This is a genomic window from Inquilinus ginsengisoli (assembly GCF_031453975.1).
Classification (GTDB): domain Bacteria; phylum Pseudomonadota; class Alphaproteobacteria; order DSM-16000; family Inquilinaceae; genus Inquilinus; species Inquilinus ginsengisoli_A.
Genome location: NZ_JAVDPW010000014.1, coordinates 63114 through 77203, shown reverse-complemented (window position 1 = coordinate 77203; position 14090 = coordinate 63114). Strand labels below are relative to the sequence as shown.

Annotated in this window: 17 protein-coding genes; 8 read left to right on the top strand and 9 right to left on the bottom strand. The window is 71.1% G+C overall.

The window, feature by feature from the left end; genetic code table 11:
* Nucleotide 1: 1 nt before the first annotated feature.
* Entirely contained in the window at nt 2-1459 is a 1458-nt protein-coding gene (locus tag E9232_RS31765; RefSeq protein ID WP_309801159.1) for an MFS transporter, read from the bottom strand.
* Nucleotides 1460-1597: 138 nt separating this feature from the next.
* Between E9232_RS31765 and E9232_RS31760 the strand changes: the two genes are divergently transcribed.
* The 3 genes from E9232_RS31760 (at nt 1598) to E9232_RS31750 (ending at nt 5349) form a co-directional block, all read left to right on the top strand.
* Entirely contained in the window at nt 1598-2560 is a 963-nt protein-coding gene (locus tag E9232_RS31760) for a LysR family transcriptional regulator (RefSeq protein ID WP_309801157.1), read from the top strand.
* The gene (locus tag E9232_RS31755; protein ID WP_309801154.1) at nt 2557-3576 is read left to right on the top strand and encodes a DUF4424 domain-containing protein; all 1020 of its coding nucleotides are present in this window, start codon (nt 2557-2559) and stop codon (nt 3574-3576) included. The genes E9232_RS31760 and E9232_RS31755 overlap by 4 nt, the downstream gene beginning before the upstream one ends.
* 63 nt (nt 3577-3639) lie before the next feature.
* Nucleotides 3640-5349 (top strand): DUF1176 domain-containing protein, encoded by a 1710-nt coding sequence (locus E9232_RS31750; protein ID WP_309801150.1) that lies wholly within the window; start codon nt 3640-3642, stop codon nt 5347-5349.
* 22 nt (nt 5350-5371) lie between these two features.
* Here the strand turns inward: E9232_RS31750 and E9232_RS31745 are convergent, their stop codons facing one another.
* The 4 genes from E9232_RS31745 to E9232_RS31730 are packed head-to-tail and all read right to left on the bottom strand — an operon-like array spanning nt 5372 to nt 7189.
* Nucleotides 5372-5800: a periplasmic heavy metal sensor gene (locus E9232_RS31745; protein ID WP_309801148.1), complete on the bottom strand. Its 429-nt coding sequence runs from the start codon at nt 5798-5800 to the stop codon at nt 5372-5374.
* Nucleotides 5797-6210, bottom strand: coding sequence for a hypothetical protein (locus E9232_RS31740; protein WP_309801145.1), 414 nt, complete (start codon nt 6208-6210; stop codon nt 5797-5799). The genes E9232_RS31745 and E9232_RS31740 overlap by 4 nt, the downstream gene beginning before the upstream one ends.
* Nucleotide 6211: 1 nt before the next feature.
* Nucleotides 6212-6772: an RNA polymerase sigma factor gene (locus E9232_RS31735; protein ID WP_309801143.1), complete on the bottom strand. Its 561-nt coding sequence runs from the start codon at nt 6770-6772 to the stop codon at nt 6212-6214.
* A 3-nt stretch (nt 6773-6775) separates the two neighbouring features.
* Nucleotides 6776-7189, bottom strand: a complete 414-nt coding sequence (locus tag E9232_RS31730; RefSeq protein ID WP_309801142.1) for an EF-hand domain-containing protein — start codon at nt 7187-7189, stop codon at nt 6776-6778.
* A gap of 226 nt (nt 7190-7415) precedes the next feature.
* Here E9232_RS31730 and ygfZ point away from each other — a divergent pair, with 226 nt between their 5' ends.
* Both ygfZ and E9232_RS31720 read left to right on the top strand, forming a co-directional pair.
* Nucleotides 7416-8297 (top strand): CAF17-like 4Fe-4S cluster assembly/insertion protein YgfZ, encoded by an 882-nt coding sequence (gene ygfZ / locus E9232_RS31725; protein WP_309801139.1) that lies wholly within the window; start codon nt 7416-7418, stop codon nt 8295-8297.
* 88 nt (nt 8298-8385) lie between these two features.
* On the top strand, nt 8386-9216 hold the full coding sequence (locus E9232_RS31720) for a c-type cytochrome (RefSeq protein ID WP_309801137.1): 831 nt from the start codon (nt 8386-8388) through the stop codon (nt 9214-9216).
* Nucleotides 9217-9219: 3 nt separating this feature from the next.
* Here the strand turns inward: E9232_RS31720 and E9232_RS31715 are convergent, their stop codons facing one another.
* Together E9232_RS31715 and E9232_RS31710 are read right to left on the bottom strand one after the other, a co-directional pair.
* A complete protein-coding gene (locus E9232_RS31715; protein WP_309801135.1) occupies nt 9220-9414 on the bottom strand; it encodes a hypothetical protein in 195 nt (64 codons plus the stop codon).
* Nucleotides 9411-9542 carry a hypothetical protein gene (locus tag E9232_RS31710; protein WP_309801134.1) on the bottom strand — a complete coding sequence of 44 codons (132 nt, stop codon included), beginning with the start codon at nt 9540-9542 and terminating at the stop codon, nt 9411-9413. Before E9232_RS31710 ends, E9232_RS31715 begins: the two co-directional genes overlap by 4 nt.
* Before the next feature lie 357 nt (nt 9543-9899).
* On the opposite strand from E9232_RS31710, the gene E9232_RS31705 reads away from it, so the two are divergent.
* A complete protein-coding gene (locus E9232_RS31705; RefSeq protein WP_309801131.1) occupies nt 9900-11285 on the top strand; it encodes a dipeptidase in 1386 nt (461 codons plus the stop codon).
* Nucleotides 11286-11326: 41 nt separating this feature from the next.
* On the opposite strand, the gene E9232_RS31700 is transcribed toward E9232_RS31705, so the two are convergent.
* Complete coding sequence (locus E9232_RS31700; protein WP_309801129.1) at nt 11327-12172, bottom strand: GNAT family N-acetyltransferase; 846 nt, start codon at nt 12170-12172, stop codon at nt 11327-11329.
* Nucleotides 12169-12606 carry an EamA family transporter gene (locus tag E9232_RS31695; RefSeq protein WP_309801127.1) on the bottom strand — a complete coding sequence of 146 codons (438 nt, stop codon included), beginning with the start codon at nt 12604-12606 and terminating at the stop codon, nt 12169-12171. Before E9232_RS31695 ends, E9232_RS31700 begins: the two co-directional genes overlap by 4 nt.
* 161 nt (nt 12607-12767) lie before the next feature.
* Here E9232_RS31695 and E9232_RS31690 point away from each other — a divergent pair, with 161 nt between their 5' ends.
* Both E9232_RS31690 and E9232_RS31685 read left to right on the top strand, forming a co-directional pair.
* Nucleotides 12768-13454: a helix-turn-helix transcriptional regulator gene (locus E9232_RS31690; protein WP_309801126.1), complete on the top strand. Its 687-nt coding sequence runs from the start codon at nt 12768-12770 to the stop codon at nt 13452-13454.
* The gene (locus tag E9232_RS31685) at nt 13444-14052 is read left to right on the top strand and encodes a superoxide dismutase (protein ID WP_309801125.1); all 609 of its coding nucleotides are present in this window, start codon (nt 13444-13446) and stop codon (nt 14050-14052) included. Before E9232_RS31690 ends, E9232_RS31685 begins: the two co-directional genes overlap by 11 nt.
* Nucleotides 14053-14090 lie beyond the last annotated feature (38 nt).

The window sequence follows — 14090 nt, the reverse complement described above, 5'->3', positions numbered from 1 at the left end:
GTCACGATGCGTCTTCGGAGAGCGCCGGCCGGGTTGCCAGAGCGCGGCTGCCCACCGCGAGGACGAGCGCGACGACGATCGCGATCGCCGCGACGGCGAAGGTGACCCGCAGGCCGGCGGTCACGGCCTCGGGGCGCGCCGTGGTCATGTCGACCGTCGCGGCGGCCAGTGCGAACACAGCGCCCATGACGGAGGCGCCGGTGATCAGCCCGAGATTCCGCGACAGGCTGAGCAGGCCGGCGACGACGCCCCGCCGGTCCGCGGGGATGTCGGTCATCACGGCGGTGTTGTTGGCCGCCTGGAACAGCTGGTAGCCCGGCGTCAGGATGGCGATGGCCGCGATGTAGCCCGCGACGCCGAAGCTCTGCGGCAGCACGGTCAAGGCAGCGGCACCCGCGGCCATTTCGACCAGCCCGGTGACGACCATGGTGGACGCGCCGAACCGGTCGACGATCCGGCCGGCGACGACGCCGCTGAGAGCGGAGATGGCCGGGCCGACCGACAGCACGAGCCCGACCAGCGCGGTTTCGAGCCCAAGGCCGCGCGAGAGGTAGAACGGCCCGACCACCAGCGTCGCCATCATCACAGTCGCGACCAGGACGTTCATGACCAGGCTGGAGCTCAAGCCCGCGTCGCGGAACATCACCAACCGGACCAGGGGCGATGCCGCTTTCGCCTGCGCCAGCACGAACAGGCCGGCGCCCAGCACCGCGGCTGCAAGCAGGACCAGGTTGAGCCGGTCGAAATGGCCGTGCCCGGTCGTCATCGCCAGGGCATAGGCTGCGAGCGTCAGGGCGAGCAGCAGCGTGCCCAGCATGTCGAAGCCGGGCCGGTCGGCCCTCGCCGCCCGCCGGTCGCGCGGCAGGGTGCGCCAGGCCAGAAGGAGGTTCAGGATTCCCAAGGGCACATTGACCAGGAAGATCGTCTGCCAACCGAAGCCGGACATCAGGACGCCGCCCAGCGAAGGCCCCAGGGTGGTGCCGATCGCGGACATGGTGCCGAGCAGCCCCATGGCGCTGCCGGTCCTCTCCTGCGGCACCGTCTCGCGCACCAAGGCCACGATCAGGGCCATCATGATCGCCGCCCCCAGCCCCTGCACCGCCCGGGCGGCGACCAGCAGCCAGAGCGTGGGGGCGACGCCGCACAGCAGCGAGGCCGCCGTGAACAGGCCGATGCCGCCCAGCAGCAGCCGGCGGCGGCCGATGATGTCGCCGAGCCGCCCGACGCTGACGATCAGGGCGGTGATGGCGAGGAGATAGGCGAGGACAACCCATTGGACGTCCTGGAAGGAGGCGCCGAACGCATGCGCCAGCGTCGGCAGTCCGGCATTGGCGATGCTGGTGTCGAGCGAGGGCATCAGCATGGAGAGCGAAAGCCCGGCCAGGGCCCAGCGGACCGAGGGTGCCGACGTCGCGTCGCCGGATGCCCCGGCCGGGTGTTCGGTGATCGGTTTCAACATCAACGTCCTCTCTGGCGGCCCCGGGGACGGAGCTGCCGGAGAGGTAGTGGGTCGGCCGACATGGCGGAACGCGCACCAGTTGCACTTCATTCGTGCACCGAACGCCATGTCATGGGCCAAGCGTGCTAGGGTGGACGCATGTCGACCCCCGATCTCAACCTGCTCGTCACCCTGGATGCCCTGCTGGCGGAGGGCAGTGTGGCGCGCGCGGCCCGGCGGCTGCGGCTGAGCCCGTCGGCGATGAGCCGGGCGCTGGCGCGGCTGCGGGAGACCACGGGCGACCCGCTGCTGGTCCGGGCCGGGCGCGGCCTCGTGCCGACGCCGCGGGCGATCGAGCTGCACGAGCGGGTTGGCCCGATCGTGCGGGAGGCTGAAGCCCTGCTGCGCCCGGCCGAGACGCTGGACCTGACGCGGCTGGTGCGGACCTTCACGCTCCGGAACATGGATGGCTTCGTCGAGAATTTCGGGCCGGCCCTGATCGCGCGGCTGGGCGAACAGGCGCCGGGCGCGCGGCTGCGGTTCGTGGCGAAGCCGGACAAGGACAGCACGCCGCTGCGCGACGGCAGCGTCGATCTGGAAACCGGCGTCGTCGGCAAGACCACGGGGCCGGAGGTGCGCGCCCAGGCGCTGTTTCGCGACCGGTTCGTCGGGGTCGTGCGGATCGGGCATCCGCTGTGCCGGGGCGAGATCACGTCGGCGCGCTATGCCGCCGGCCGGCACATCCTGGTCTCGCGGCGCCGGCTCGACCGCGGGCGGATCGACGACGCCCTCGAGCCGCTGGGGCTGACGCGAGAGATCGCGACGGTCGTCGGCGGCTTTTCGGAAGCCCTGGCCCTGGCGCGGGCCTCGGACCTGATCGCCAGCGTTCCTGAACGCTATACCGGCAACCTGCGGGCCGGGCTGCACAGCTTTCCGCTGCCGGTCGCCCCGCCCGACATCACGATCTCGCTGCTGTGGCATCCGCGGCTGGACGCCGACCCGGCGCATCGCTGGCTGCGTGGGTGCGTGCGGGAGGTTTGCGGCGCGGCAACGCCTGCCATAGAAAAGCCCGATGTCCCGCGTGAATTGCCGCAAGAAACGACTGCCGGGAGCCGATCGTGAAAGCCCAGTCCGCCATCCTCTCGATCGGCCTCGCCGCCGGCCTGTTCGCCGCCGCCGGCACCCCCGCCCGGGCCAATGATTCATCGGCCGAGATCGCGGTCGGCGGCCTGGTGCTGACCAAGTCCGACGACATCGAGATGCGGTCCGAGGACCTGTTCGTCTCGGCCAAGGAGATCCGGGTCACCTACCACTTCTTCAACAGATCGGCGCGGGACAAGACGGTCACAGTCGCCTTCCCCACGCCGGACGTGACCCTCGACTTCATCGACGGGCTGAACAGCATTCCGCATGAGGGCAGCGAGAACTTCCTCGACTTCTCGACCAAGGTCGACGGCAAGGCGGTCCCCACCCAGATCGAGGCCAAGGCCTTCGGCAACGGCGTCGACCAGACCGCGCTGCTGAAGCAGCTGGGCGTGCCGCTGTATCCGGACCCGACCTATGAAGGTCTCGACGGCCTGCCGAAGGAGAAATGGGACGAGCTGGAGAAGCTCGGCCTCGCCATGGTCAACGAATACGACGCCGGCAAGGGCTGGGAGCGGCATCTGGCGCCGTCCTGGACGCTGAAGACCACCTTCCACTTCCAGCAGACCTTCCCCGCCGGGCGCGAGGTGGTGATCGAGCACCGCTACAAGCCCGCCACCGGCAGCGGCGTCGGCACCGCCCTGGCCTATCCCAGCAGCGAGCCCGACAGCGAATACGTTCAGTACCTGCGCAAATACTGCGTCGAGAAGAGCTTCCTCGCCGCGATGGAGCGGGCCCGGGTGGCGGCCAAGGCCGACAACCCGCCATTCGGCGACCAGCGCATCTCCTACATCCTGAAGACCGGCGCCAACTGGGCCGGGCCGATCAAGGATTTCCGGCTGGTGGTCGACAAGGGATCGCCCGACTACCTCGTCACCTTCTGCGCCGACGGGCTGAAGAAGATCTCGCCGACCCAGTTCGAGATGCGCAAGACCAACTTCACCCCGACCGCCGATCTCGACGTGCTGATCCTGACGCCGCGGAACGACAACTGACGCAGGGCTGATCCACCGGCCCGACCGCCGCCCTTCCCCGCCCGCCGACAGCGGAAGACCCCCATGCGCCATCTCGTCCCGATCGCCCTGGCCGCGGCCTGTGCGGCCGCCCTGCCCGCCTGGGCCGCAGCCCAGCCCTCCGCGCCGCTGTACAAGGAGTTCAAGGACTGGCAGATCGCCTGCGACAATGGCGGCCGCTGCGAGGCCAAGGGCTTCCCGAAAGAGGACGACGCCGACCACCTGTCCGTGGTGCGGGTGACGCGCGAGCCGGGACCGCAGGGCGCGATCGAGATCACCCTGGAGGCCGAGGGCCGCTTCGCCGCCAACGGCCTTGCCCTGCAGGGTGGGGGCCGGCTGCCGGCCGAGCGCTGGACGGATGCGTCGTCTGGCGACACCGACCATCGGCTGGTGCTCCGCGACCAGGACGGCGCCGCGACGGTGCTGGCCGCGCTGCGGGGCGCGCAGGGCCTGAGGCTGGGCAATGCGGGAACCGTGTCGCTCGACGGCGTGACGGCCGCCCTGCTGGCGATGGACGACGCCCAGGGCCGGGTCGGCACCACCACCGCGCTGGTCCGCCCCGGCGACGCGCCGGCCACCACGGTTCCGGCCGCCCCTGCCCTGCCGGTGCTGAACGCCCCGGCCCCCGCCCCCGCGGCCCTGTCCGCCGAGGCGGTCCAGACGCTGGCGGCCGCCACCCGCGCATCGCAGCGGGCCGCGCTGTCGGCCGGCGAGTGCTTCGCCGAGGACAAGCGCGACGACGCCATCGCGCTGACCGCCACCGAGGCCCTGGTGCAGCTGCAATGCATCCAAGGGGCCTACCAGTCCAGCTATCTGTTCTTCCGGGTGCCGGTGCGGGATCCCAAGGCCGCCCGTCAGCTGGTCCTGCCGCTGCCGGTGGGCGAACCGTCCAGCAGCTTCATCGACACCGACTACGATCCCGCCAAGGGCGAGCTGACGTCATCCGGCCGCGGCCGGGGTCCCGGCGACTGCGGCGAATCGGCCGTCTGGGTGTTCGACGGCAAGGACTTCCAGCTCAGATCCTTCGCCATGCAGGACAGCTGCCGCGGCTTCCCGGGCGACTGGCCGGTGCTGTGGCGGGTGGCGGAACCGAAGGCGGCAGCGGCAGCGGCCGCGCCCGCCGCCGCACCGGCCGGCGCCAGGCCGTCCTTCGACTGCAGCAAGGCCAAGGCGGCGGCCGAGGTGGCGATCTGCGGCAGCGCCGAACTGTCCCAGGCCGATGCCGAGATCGCGAGGCTGTACAGCCGGCTGCGCGGCGGGTTGGACGACAAGGCCGCGGCGGCGCTGAAGCTGGACCAGCAGACCTTCGTCATGCTGCGCGACGACAGCTTCGGGGACACGGTCGAGGCCGATCGCCTCGACGATCTCGGAACCCGGCTACGGCAGCGCATCGCCTTCCTGCGCAAGGTGAAGACCGGGACGCCGACCGGCCTGGCCGGGGCCTGGGGCAACGGCTTCGGCACAATCGAGATCAAGCCGGATGCGAAGAACCGGCTGTCCGTCTCCATCGAGACCGTCGAGCAGCTGGCCGCCCGCTGGGTGTGCGACGTCAGCGGCAGCGGTACCGAATCCAGCGGCCGGCTTGCCCTTAAGGTCGATGAGGGCTGGGGGCTGACGCTGTCGCGCGACGCCGCGGTCCTGACGGTGGACGAGTTGCGGCCGGGCGGCGGCGATCCCTCCGTCTCGCCGCCCTATTGCGGCGCGAACGGGTCGGTCGCCGGCGCCTACCTGCCGCTGACCGGGATGCCGCGCTGAGGCCGGTGCGGCGCGGGCCCGATCACATCGGCCCCAGCGCGCCGCGGCGTTCGATCAGCTGGCGGCGCTGCTGCGCCGACAGCTTCGGCACCACCTGCAGCAGCGTGGCCTGGCTGTCCTCGCGCAGGTCATTGGACTTGTCGCGCAGGGCGGCGAAGGCGGCGGCCGCCCGGTTCGGATCATAGGGGTCGGCGGCCAGCGCCTCCTTGGCCGCATCGCGCAGCCGCCCGAGCTGCTCCCAATTGGCCTTGCCCTCTTCGCGGCGCTGGTCGATCAGCCGGCCGAGATCGGTGCGGTCGGGTTCGGGCAGCGTCGCCACGATCTCGCCCAGCGCCCCGCGGCCGGACCGCCACTCATGGATCCGCCACCACCAGCTGCCCATCACGCCGAGCAGCAGCAGGTTGAGGGCCAGCGAGGCGACCAGAGCCCAGCGCCAGGAACGTGTGGTCACGGCGACACCCCCAGCGACGACACGTCATCCGCCATGGCGAAGCCGAAGGTCGACCAGTCGTCATCGCTGGCCTGCACCGGCGTCGGCGCCATGGCGCCGAGCCAGACGCCGACCACCAACGCGGCGGCGAAGGCCACCGCCGGGCGCCAGGACAGGATCTCGCTGATCCAGCGTCGCGGCCGGGGCGCGGCGTCGAGGATGCGGCCCAGCAGCGCCGCCGAGGGAGGGGCCACCCTGAGGTCGTTGAGGGCGGTCGCCACCGCCCGGGCATCCGCCATGGCCGATCGCGCGGGCGCCGACTGCGCCAGCAGGGCTTCCGCCCCGTCCTGGTCGGGGCCGGGCCAGCGATCGATCACCGGCCCGTGCCGGTCGAGCAGATCGAGAAACCGATCGAGCGTCATCTCGGCCATGTCAAAGATCTCCCATCAGATCGGCCCGTTCCGCCGCCAACGCCTGGCGGAGGGCGCGCCGGCCGCGCGACAACAGCGATTCCACCGCCTCGACCCCGACGCCGAGCGTCTCGCCGATCTCGCGGTTGCCCAGCCCTTCATAGTGGCTGAGCACGATGGCCGCGCGCTGTCGCTCGGGCAACAGAGCGAGGGCGTCGGCGACCCGGCGCGAGACCCGGCTGCGCTGCAACCTGGCTTCGGCGCCGAGCGCGGGGTCGAGAGGCTCCGGCACCGCGTCGAGCGCCACCGAAGGCTGGCGCCGCAGCCGGTCGATCGACCGGTTGTAGGCGACGCGGGTGAGCCAGGTGGACACCGTCGCGCTGCCGTCGGGGCGCCAGCGCCCGGCTTCCTTCCACAGCGCCAGGAACGCGTCCTGGGCCACATCCTCGGCGTCGGCGCGGCCGCCCAGCATGCGCTGGGCGAAGGCGAGCAGACGCCCGAGATGCCGGTCGACCAGGCGGCGGCAGGCGGCGGCGTCACCCGCCGCCACCGCCGCCACCAGGGCATCGTCGCTCTCGGCCACGCGTCAGTTGCTGTGGTTCTTGAGGTCATCGATTGACAAAGCACCCGTCTTGCCGGTGTCGCGCCGGTCGAAGCGGGCCAGAGCCGGCGCCTCGAATTCGGCAGCAGTCACCTTCCCATCCTTGTCGGCATCGAGCTTGTCGAAGCGCTGTTCGAGGCGGGGGCGGATCTTTGCAATCATCGCGTCGACATACTGATCCTTCGTCAACACCCCGTCACCTGCCGTGTCGAGCGCCTTGAACCGCGCCTCAGCCCAGGCCAGGACTTCGGTCCGTTCGACCTTACCGTCCTTGTTGGTGTCGAGCTGGCGGAACCAGCCGCCGCGCCACCCGCCCTGCGGCGCATCCTGGGTCGCCGCCATCGCGGTTCCGGCGACGAGGGCGATCAGCGCGGAACCGACAATCCACTTCGTCTTCATGATGCTCTCAGCGTTGCGCATCGTCTTGCGATGCCGTTGTGCCCCCTTCACGCCGCAATCCGCGGGTTCCGTCGCGACACGACGGACATTCCGGGATTCCCGCAGAAGGCGACTGAACGCACCTCGTATAGAACAAAAAGCGAACATTGTCGATCAGGAAGCTTGCATGCGGGCGCGTCCTGCCCCACCTCTTCCGGCAGATGCCGAACCGCAACCGGGCGAAGCCATGGCCGAATTCACTCTTCTCGACCGCGATGTCCTGCGCCTGACCGGCGAGGACCGTGCCGCCTTCCTGCAGGGGCTGGTCTCCAACGACATGCGCAAGGTCGCAGCCGACCGCGCCGTGTTCGCCGCCCTGCTGACGGCGCAGGGCAAGTACCTGCACGACTTCCACGTGGTCGCAGTCGATGACGCCTGGCTGATCGATTGCGAGGGCGGGCGCGGCGCCGACCTGTTCCGGCGGCTGCGGATGTACCGGCTGCGGTCGAAGGTCGACCTGGCCCTGGCCACCGAGGACTGGGCCGTGGCCGCGATCCCGGGCGAGGCCGGCCGCGCAGCGCTGGACCTGCCGGCCGAGGCCGGCGCCGCCCGGCCGCTGGCCGACGGCGTCGTCCATGTCGATGCCCGGCTGGCGGCGCTCGGCGCCCGGGCCCTGCTGCCGCGGGCGACGGCGCAGGCGACCCTGGCTGGCCTCGGCCTGACCGAGACCGGGCCCGAGGCCTGGGACCGGCTGCGCCTGACCCTGGGCGTGCCCGACGGCAGCCGCGACCTGGAGCTGGAGAAGACGGTGCTGCTGGAGGCGAACTACGATTCGCTCAACGCCATCGCCTGGGACAAGGGCTGCTACATGGGCCAGGAGCTGACCGCCCGGACCAAGTATCGCGGCCTGCTGAAGAAGCGTCTGGCACCGGTGCTGCTGGACGGCCCGGCCCCGGCATCGGGCACGCCGATCCTGCGCGACGGCCGCGAGGTCGGCGAGATGCGGTCGAGCCGCGACGGGCTGGGCCTGGCGCTGCTGCGGCTCGAGGCGCTGGAGGGCGGGGCCACGCCGCTGCTGGCCGGCGACACCACCATCCGCCCGGCCGATCCGGCCTGGAAGGCCGCCTGACGCCATCGAGTCCTGGCGACTCACCGGCAGGCATGATTTCCTGTTGCAGCGCGTGGACCAACCACGGCGCTGAAAACAGGGGGAAGACATGCGCTCGCTGGTGTTCGCCGGGCTGGCTGCCTGGAGCCTGATGCTGTCTGCGACGGCGGCCGTCGCCGATGATCCCGGCCTCGACCTCACCATCGGCGGCACGAGCCGACACTTCAGCCGCGCCGAGCTGCTGGCCCGGCCCGACGCCAAGACCATCGAGGTCGGCAAGGACGTCTCGTACAACGGCGCCATGACGTACCGCGCCGTGCCGCTGGCGGCACTGCTGGACGGGCTGGCGCTGCCGGCCGACAGCGTGATCGAGGCGGTGGCGTCCGACGGCTTCGCCGCCCAGCTGCCGATCGACCTCTTGGCCAACACCGACACGAAAACTGCGGTGGCCTGGGTGGCGGTGGAACCGGCAGAGAAGCCGTGGCCGTCCCTGCCCGACAAGACGTACAGCGCCGGCCCGTTCTACCTGGTGTGGACCGGCGACCAGGTCGGGATGATCCGGGCCGAGCAATGGCCGTACCAGATGGCCAGGCTGACGACCCAGCCCTCCCCGGCCGCGCGCTGGCCGCAGCTGGCGGTCGACGCGGCGCTGCCGGCGACCGACCCGATCCGCACCGGCCAGGCGCTGTTCGTCACCCAATGCCTGACCTGCCATAAGCTGAACGGCGCCGGATCCGCCGAGGTCGGGCCCGACCTGAACCAGCCGCTGAGCCCGACCGAATACCTGATGCCGGCGGCGCTGCACGCCCTGATCCGCGACCCGGGATCGGTGCGGACCTGGCCCGACCGCCGGATGCCGGACTTCCCGCCGGACCAGCTGAGCGACCGCGAGATCGACCTGGTCATCGGCTACCTCAGCCACATGGCCGGGCGGCGCTAGGCCCTACGCCCGGCTCCATCCCGACGGGGCGGTGTCGGCCGCGACGCTGCGCAGGATGCCGAGGGCGGACATGCGCTGCTGGGCACCAGCGGCATGGCCGCCGCCATCGACCGCGATCAGGAGCGAGATGAGGATGACGGCTTGGCGGGTGGCGGCCCTCGTCGCCTCGCTCCCACGGGCCTGGCGAAAGCCGGTCATGACGGCATGGTCAGGAGGAGGATGGCGGCCGACGCCACCGTCCCTCCCGTCACCAGGGCGAAACCCGGACCGGCGCGCCACAGCAGCACCGCGATCAGACTGGTCGCCACCGCTAAAATCGAAGCCACGTGCTCATCCCTCCACAAACCGACAACCGTCCCCACCCTTCGCTCCCCCCGATCCGCGAGCATCCGGCAAAGGACTCCTGGCCCGACGGGCCATGTCCGGTCGCAAACCGGCCCCAGCCTCGCCACGGTGGGGCCAAGCTCCGGCAATGCCGAAACCGCATCCGGGCGACAGATCCCCAAGATCACGGTTCGGGCCGGTGCCCGGCAATCCCCCAAAACACGGGATCTTGACAGGTCCGACGAAACCGAGACGGCCAGTGTTTCCGCGACCCGCGCCCCGCTGCGTGATGGCAGGTGAACCGGGCCCGGCTTCCCTGCTAGGGTCGATCAGCTTCCGATCCTGTGAGGACTCCCGCTGTGACCACGCTTGACCAGGTCCTGTCGACCATCGACGCCGATCTCGACGCCAGCCTCGACCGGCTGATGGCGTTCCTGCGCCTGCAGAGCATCTCCACCGACCCGGCCTACAAGGACCAGTGCCGCGCCGCCGCCGAATGGCTGGCCGCCACGCTGGGCGAGGTCGGCTTCGCCGCCGAGGTGCGGCCGACCACCGGCCATCCCATGGTGGTCGGGCATGCGACCGAGGCCGGCCCGGGCCCGGCGGTGCTGTTCTACGGCCATTACGACGTGCAGCCGGTCGACCCGCTGGACCTGTGGCACGCCCCGCCCTTCGAGCCGCGGATCGAGACCGGCGCCGACGGGGTCAAGCGAATCCGCGCCCGCGGCGCTTCGGACGACAAGGGCCAGCTGATGACCTTCGTCGAGGCCTGCCGCGCCTGGAAGACGGTGACCGGCTCGCTGCCGCTGCCGATCACCATGTTCTGCGAGGGCGAGGAGGAATCCGGCAGCCCCAGCCTGATCCCGTTCCTGGAGAAGCACCGCGAGGAGCTGTCGAAGGAACTCGCGCTGGTCTGCGACACCGGCATGTGGGACCCGAAGACCCCGGCCATCACCACCAGCCTGCGCGGCATGGTCTATGAGCAGGTGACGATCACCGCAGCCAATCGCGACCTGCATTCCGGCATCTATGGCGGGTCGGCCCGCAACCCGATCCATGTGCTGACCCGGATCCTGGCCGACCTGCGCGACGACGACGGCCGCATCACCGTCCCCGGCTTCTATGACGGGGTGGCCGAAGTGCCGACCCAGCTGAAGGCGCAGTGGCAGTCGATGGGCTTCGACGAGTCCGATTCGCTGGGCCAGATCGGCCTGTCGATCCCGGCCGGAGAACGCGACCGCGCGCCGCTGGAGCGGATGTGGGCGCGGCCGACCTGCGACGTCAACGGCATCTGGGGCGGCTACACCGGCGAAGGCGCCAAGACGGTGATCCCGTCCAAGGCCCACGCCAAGGTGTCGTTCCGGCTGGTCAGCGACCAGGATCCGGCCAAGATCCGCGACGCCTTCCACGACTTCGTCCAGGCCCGGCTGCCGGCCGATTGCTCGGCCGAGTTCTGGTCGCGTGACGGCAGCCCGGCGCTGACGCTGCCGATCGACAGCCCGGCGCTGACCCGGACCCGCGCGGCGCTGCAGGACGAATGGGGCCGGCCGGCGATGCTGATCGGCTCGGGCGGCTCGATCCCGGTGGTCGGCTCGTTCAAGAGCATCCTGGGCATGGAGTCGGTGATGGTCGGCTTCGGCCTGGACGACGACCAGATCCACAGCCCGAACGAGAAGTACGACCTGATCAGCTTCCACAAGGGCATCCGCTCCTGGGCGCGGATCCTGGCGGCGCTGGCGGAGTAGGACGCGAGGGGGCGCCGGGTCCGCACCCGGCGCCCCGCCCCTCACCCCAGATGGAAATTGGCGATGGCGCCCATGCGGCTGCGGTCGCCGGGGTGGCGGTCGCCGCCGCGGCGCATGTGGCGCAGCCGCCGCAGCTCCTGCACGCCCTGCTCGCGCAGATGGTCGAGCATCGCCGTGTTGGCCGAGGGCACGGTGATGGCCGCCGGCGCCTCCGGCCCCGCCGGGGACAGCGCCGCCATCAGCGCCGCCGCGACCGCCTGGGTCTCGGCCAGGACCGGCCCGATGCGGTCGTCCTGGCGCAGCCCGTAGCCCACCACCCGCCCGTCGCGGCGGCACACCACGCCCTCGGGCCGTTCGCGGAACAGGGCGGCCAGCGCGCCGGCACGGTCGGCGCCGAACACGCCGGCATCATAGGCGGCGACGGCGGGCAGGTCGGCGGCCGTCAGCGCCGCGACGCCGGGCACCGGCGGGGCCGGGATGGGCCCCCGCGCCTCCAGCACCACGGACTGGTCGACATCGCCGAAGCCGAGCTTCTCATAGACCGGCGCGCCCGAGATGGTGGCGTCGAGCAGCACCGGGCACCCCGCCCGCACCGGCGCCAAGGCGGCCTCGCAGACGCGGCGGCCGAAGCCGCGGCCCTGCATCGCCGGGTCGGTGCCGACGATGCCGAGATAGGCCACCGGGCCGTAATCGACCACCGCCGCCGCGGCGCGCAGCGCGCCCTCCGCCTCCAGCACATGGATCGCCGCATTGGGCATCGCCGCCAGCCGGGTGACGGCGGGGGCAAAGCGCGGATGCCCGAAGGCGGCGGCCAGCAGCGCGGTCAGTTCGGCCTCTTCCCCCGGCCGCATCAGCCGGCACACCACGTCGTCCACCACCGCGCTCATCGGAACGCCACCAGCACAGCGCCGACCGCGATCAGGGCCACGCCAAGCCAGTTCGGCAGCGACAGCTTCTCGCCCAGGAAGGCGACGCCGAACAGCGCCACCAGCACGACGCTGAGCTTGTCGATCGGCGCCACCTGCGCCGCCTGGCCGATCTTGAGCGCCCGGAAGTAGCACAGCCAGGAGGCACCGGTGGCCAGGCCCGACAGCACCAGGAAGGTCCAGGTCCGGCCCGAGATCGACGAGGCCGGCTGGAACTGCCCGGTGGCAGTGACGATGCCGCCGATCGCCAGCAGGATGACGACGGTGCGGATGAAGGTGGCGAGGTCGGAGTTGATCGCCTCGATGCCGACCTTGGCGAAGATCGCGGTCAGCGCCGCGAAGGCGGCCGAGGCCAGGGCCCAGAACTGCCAGGAGGAGAAGAAGCCGGAATTCATGCTGGGCAGCCGTCTGCAGTGGCGTTGCGCCACCTTGGCCGCATTCCGGGGCCGGACGGAAGCCGTGGCCGCGAATTGCTGCCATGAGGCAATGTGACCCGGCATCGCCGAAAACTCGCCCTGAGCTTGCGGACACTGCGCGGTCGGTCTATTTTCAAAGTATGGACTTTGATAACGAGTCTTCAGGCGCGCCGGCCACGGCGGCGGAGCGGCTGCTGCTGCTGCTGAAGACGCGCGGCCCCCAGGGCGCCGCGGCGCTGGGCACAGCACTCGGCACCACCGGCGAGGCCGCGCGGCAGCAACTGGCGAAGCTGGCCGAGGCCGGGCTGGTCGAATCGGCGCCGCAGCGCGCCGGGGTCGGCCGGCCGGTCCAGCTATGGTCCCTCACCGCGGTGGGCCATGCCCGCTTTCCGGACGGCCATGCCGAGATGGTGCTGGGGCTGATCGCCGGCATCCGGCGCGAGCTGGGCGACGCCGCGCTCGACCGCCTGGTGGCGGCGCGCGAGGCCGAGACCTTCACCCGCTACGCCGGCGCGCTGTCCGGCACCGCGACGCTGCGCGACCGTGTCGCGGCCCTGACTGGCCTTCGGTCGCGCGAGGGCTACATGGCTGGGTGGGAGGAAGACGAAAACGGCTTCCTTCTGGTGGAGAATCATTGTCCGATCTGCGCCGCGGCGACGGCCTGCCAGGGCTTCTGCCGCTCCGAGCTCGACCTGTTCCGGCGCGTGCTCGGGCCCGAGGCCCGGGTCGAGCGCACGGAGCACATTCAGGCGGGGGCGCGCCGTTGCGCCTACCGCATCCTTCCGCAACCTGACCGACCAGAAAGAGAGCACGACCATGGCGTTTGAACTTCCCCAGCTGCCGTTCTCGCAGAACGCCCTCGCCGAGCGCGGCATGTGCCAGGAGACGCTGGAGCTGCACCACGGCAAGCACCACCAGGCCTATGTCACGGCGCTGAACGGCTTCGTCGAGAAGGACGACGCGCTCAAGGGCAAGTCGCTCGAGGAGATCGTGGCCTACGCCTATGGCAAGGACAACCTGGCCCCGGTGTTCAACAATGCCGGCCAGCATTGGAACCACATCCTGTTCTGGAAGAACCTGTCGCCGACGGGCGGCGCCATCCCGGGCGCGCTCGAGGCCAAGCTGAATTCCGATTTCGGCAGCGTCCAGGCGTTCAAGGATGCCTTCAAGGCCGCCGCCATCGGCCAGTTCGGTTCCGGCTGGGCCTGGCTCGTCCTCGGCAAGGACGGCAAGCTGAAGGTCACCAAGACCCCGAACGGCTCCAACCCGCTGGCGACCGGCGAGGGCAAGGTGCTGCTCGGCCTCGACGTGTGGGAGCACAGCTACTACCTGGACTTCCGCAACCGCCGTCCGGACTACACCCAGAACTTCCTCGACAAGCTCGCCAATTACGAGTTCGCCGAGGCCGCGCTGAAGGCCGCCTGAGGCCTGCCCGCCCGCCGGTCAGGCCGACCGGCGGGCGT

Bases quoted from the DNA above. Each gene is read 5' to 3' on its own strand.
- E9232_RS31765 (WP_309801159.1), bottom strand. From the start codon at position 1,459: ATGTTGAAACCGATCACCGAACACCCGGCCGGGGCATCCGGCGACGCG.
- E9232_RS31760 (WP_309801157.1), top strand. From the start codon at position 1,598: ATGTCGACCCCCGATCTCAACCTGCTCGTCACCCTGGATGCCCTGCTG.
- E9232_RS31750 (WP_309801150.1), top strand. From the start codon at position 3,640: ATGCGCCATCTCGTCCCGATCGCCCTGGCCGCGGCCTGTGCGGCCGCC.
- E9232_RS31740 (WP_309801145.1), bottom strand. From the start codon at position 6,210: ATGGCCGAGATGACGCTCGATCGGTTTCTCGATCTGCTCGACCGGCAC.
- E9232_RS31730 (WP_309801142.1), bottom strand. From the start codon at position 7,189: ATGAAGACGAAGTGGATTGTCGGTTCCGCGCTGATCGCCCTCGTCGCC.
- ygfZ (WP_309801139.1), top strand. From the start codon at position 7,416: ATGGCCGAATTCACTCTTCTCGACCGCGATGTCCTGCGCCTGACCGGC.
- E9232_RS31720 (WP_309801137.1), top strand. From the start codon at position 8,386: ATGCGCTCGCTGGTGTTCGCCGGGCTGGCTGCCTGGAGCCTGATGCTG.
- E9232_RS31715 (WP_309801135.1), bottom strand. From the start codon at position 9,414: ATGACCGGCTTTCGCCAGGCCCGTGGGAGCGAGGCGACGAGGGCCGCC.
- E9232_RS31700 (WP_309801129.1), bottom strand. From the start codon at position 12,172: ATGAGCGCGGTGGTGGACGACGTGGTGTGCCGGCTGATGCGGCCGGGG.
- E9232_RS31695 (WP_309801127.1), bottom strand. From the start codon at position 12,606: ATGAATTCCGGCTTCTTCTCCTCCTGGCAGTTCTGGGCCCTGGCCTCG.
- E9232_RS31690 (WP_309801126.1), top strand. From the start codon at position 12,768: ATGGACTTTGATAACGAGTCTTCAGGCGCGCCGGCCACGGCGGCGGAG.
- E9232_RS31685 (WP_309801125.1), top strand. From the start codon at position 13,444: ATGGCGTTTGAACTTCCCCAGCTGCCGTTCTCGCAGAACGCCCTCGCC.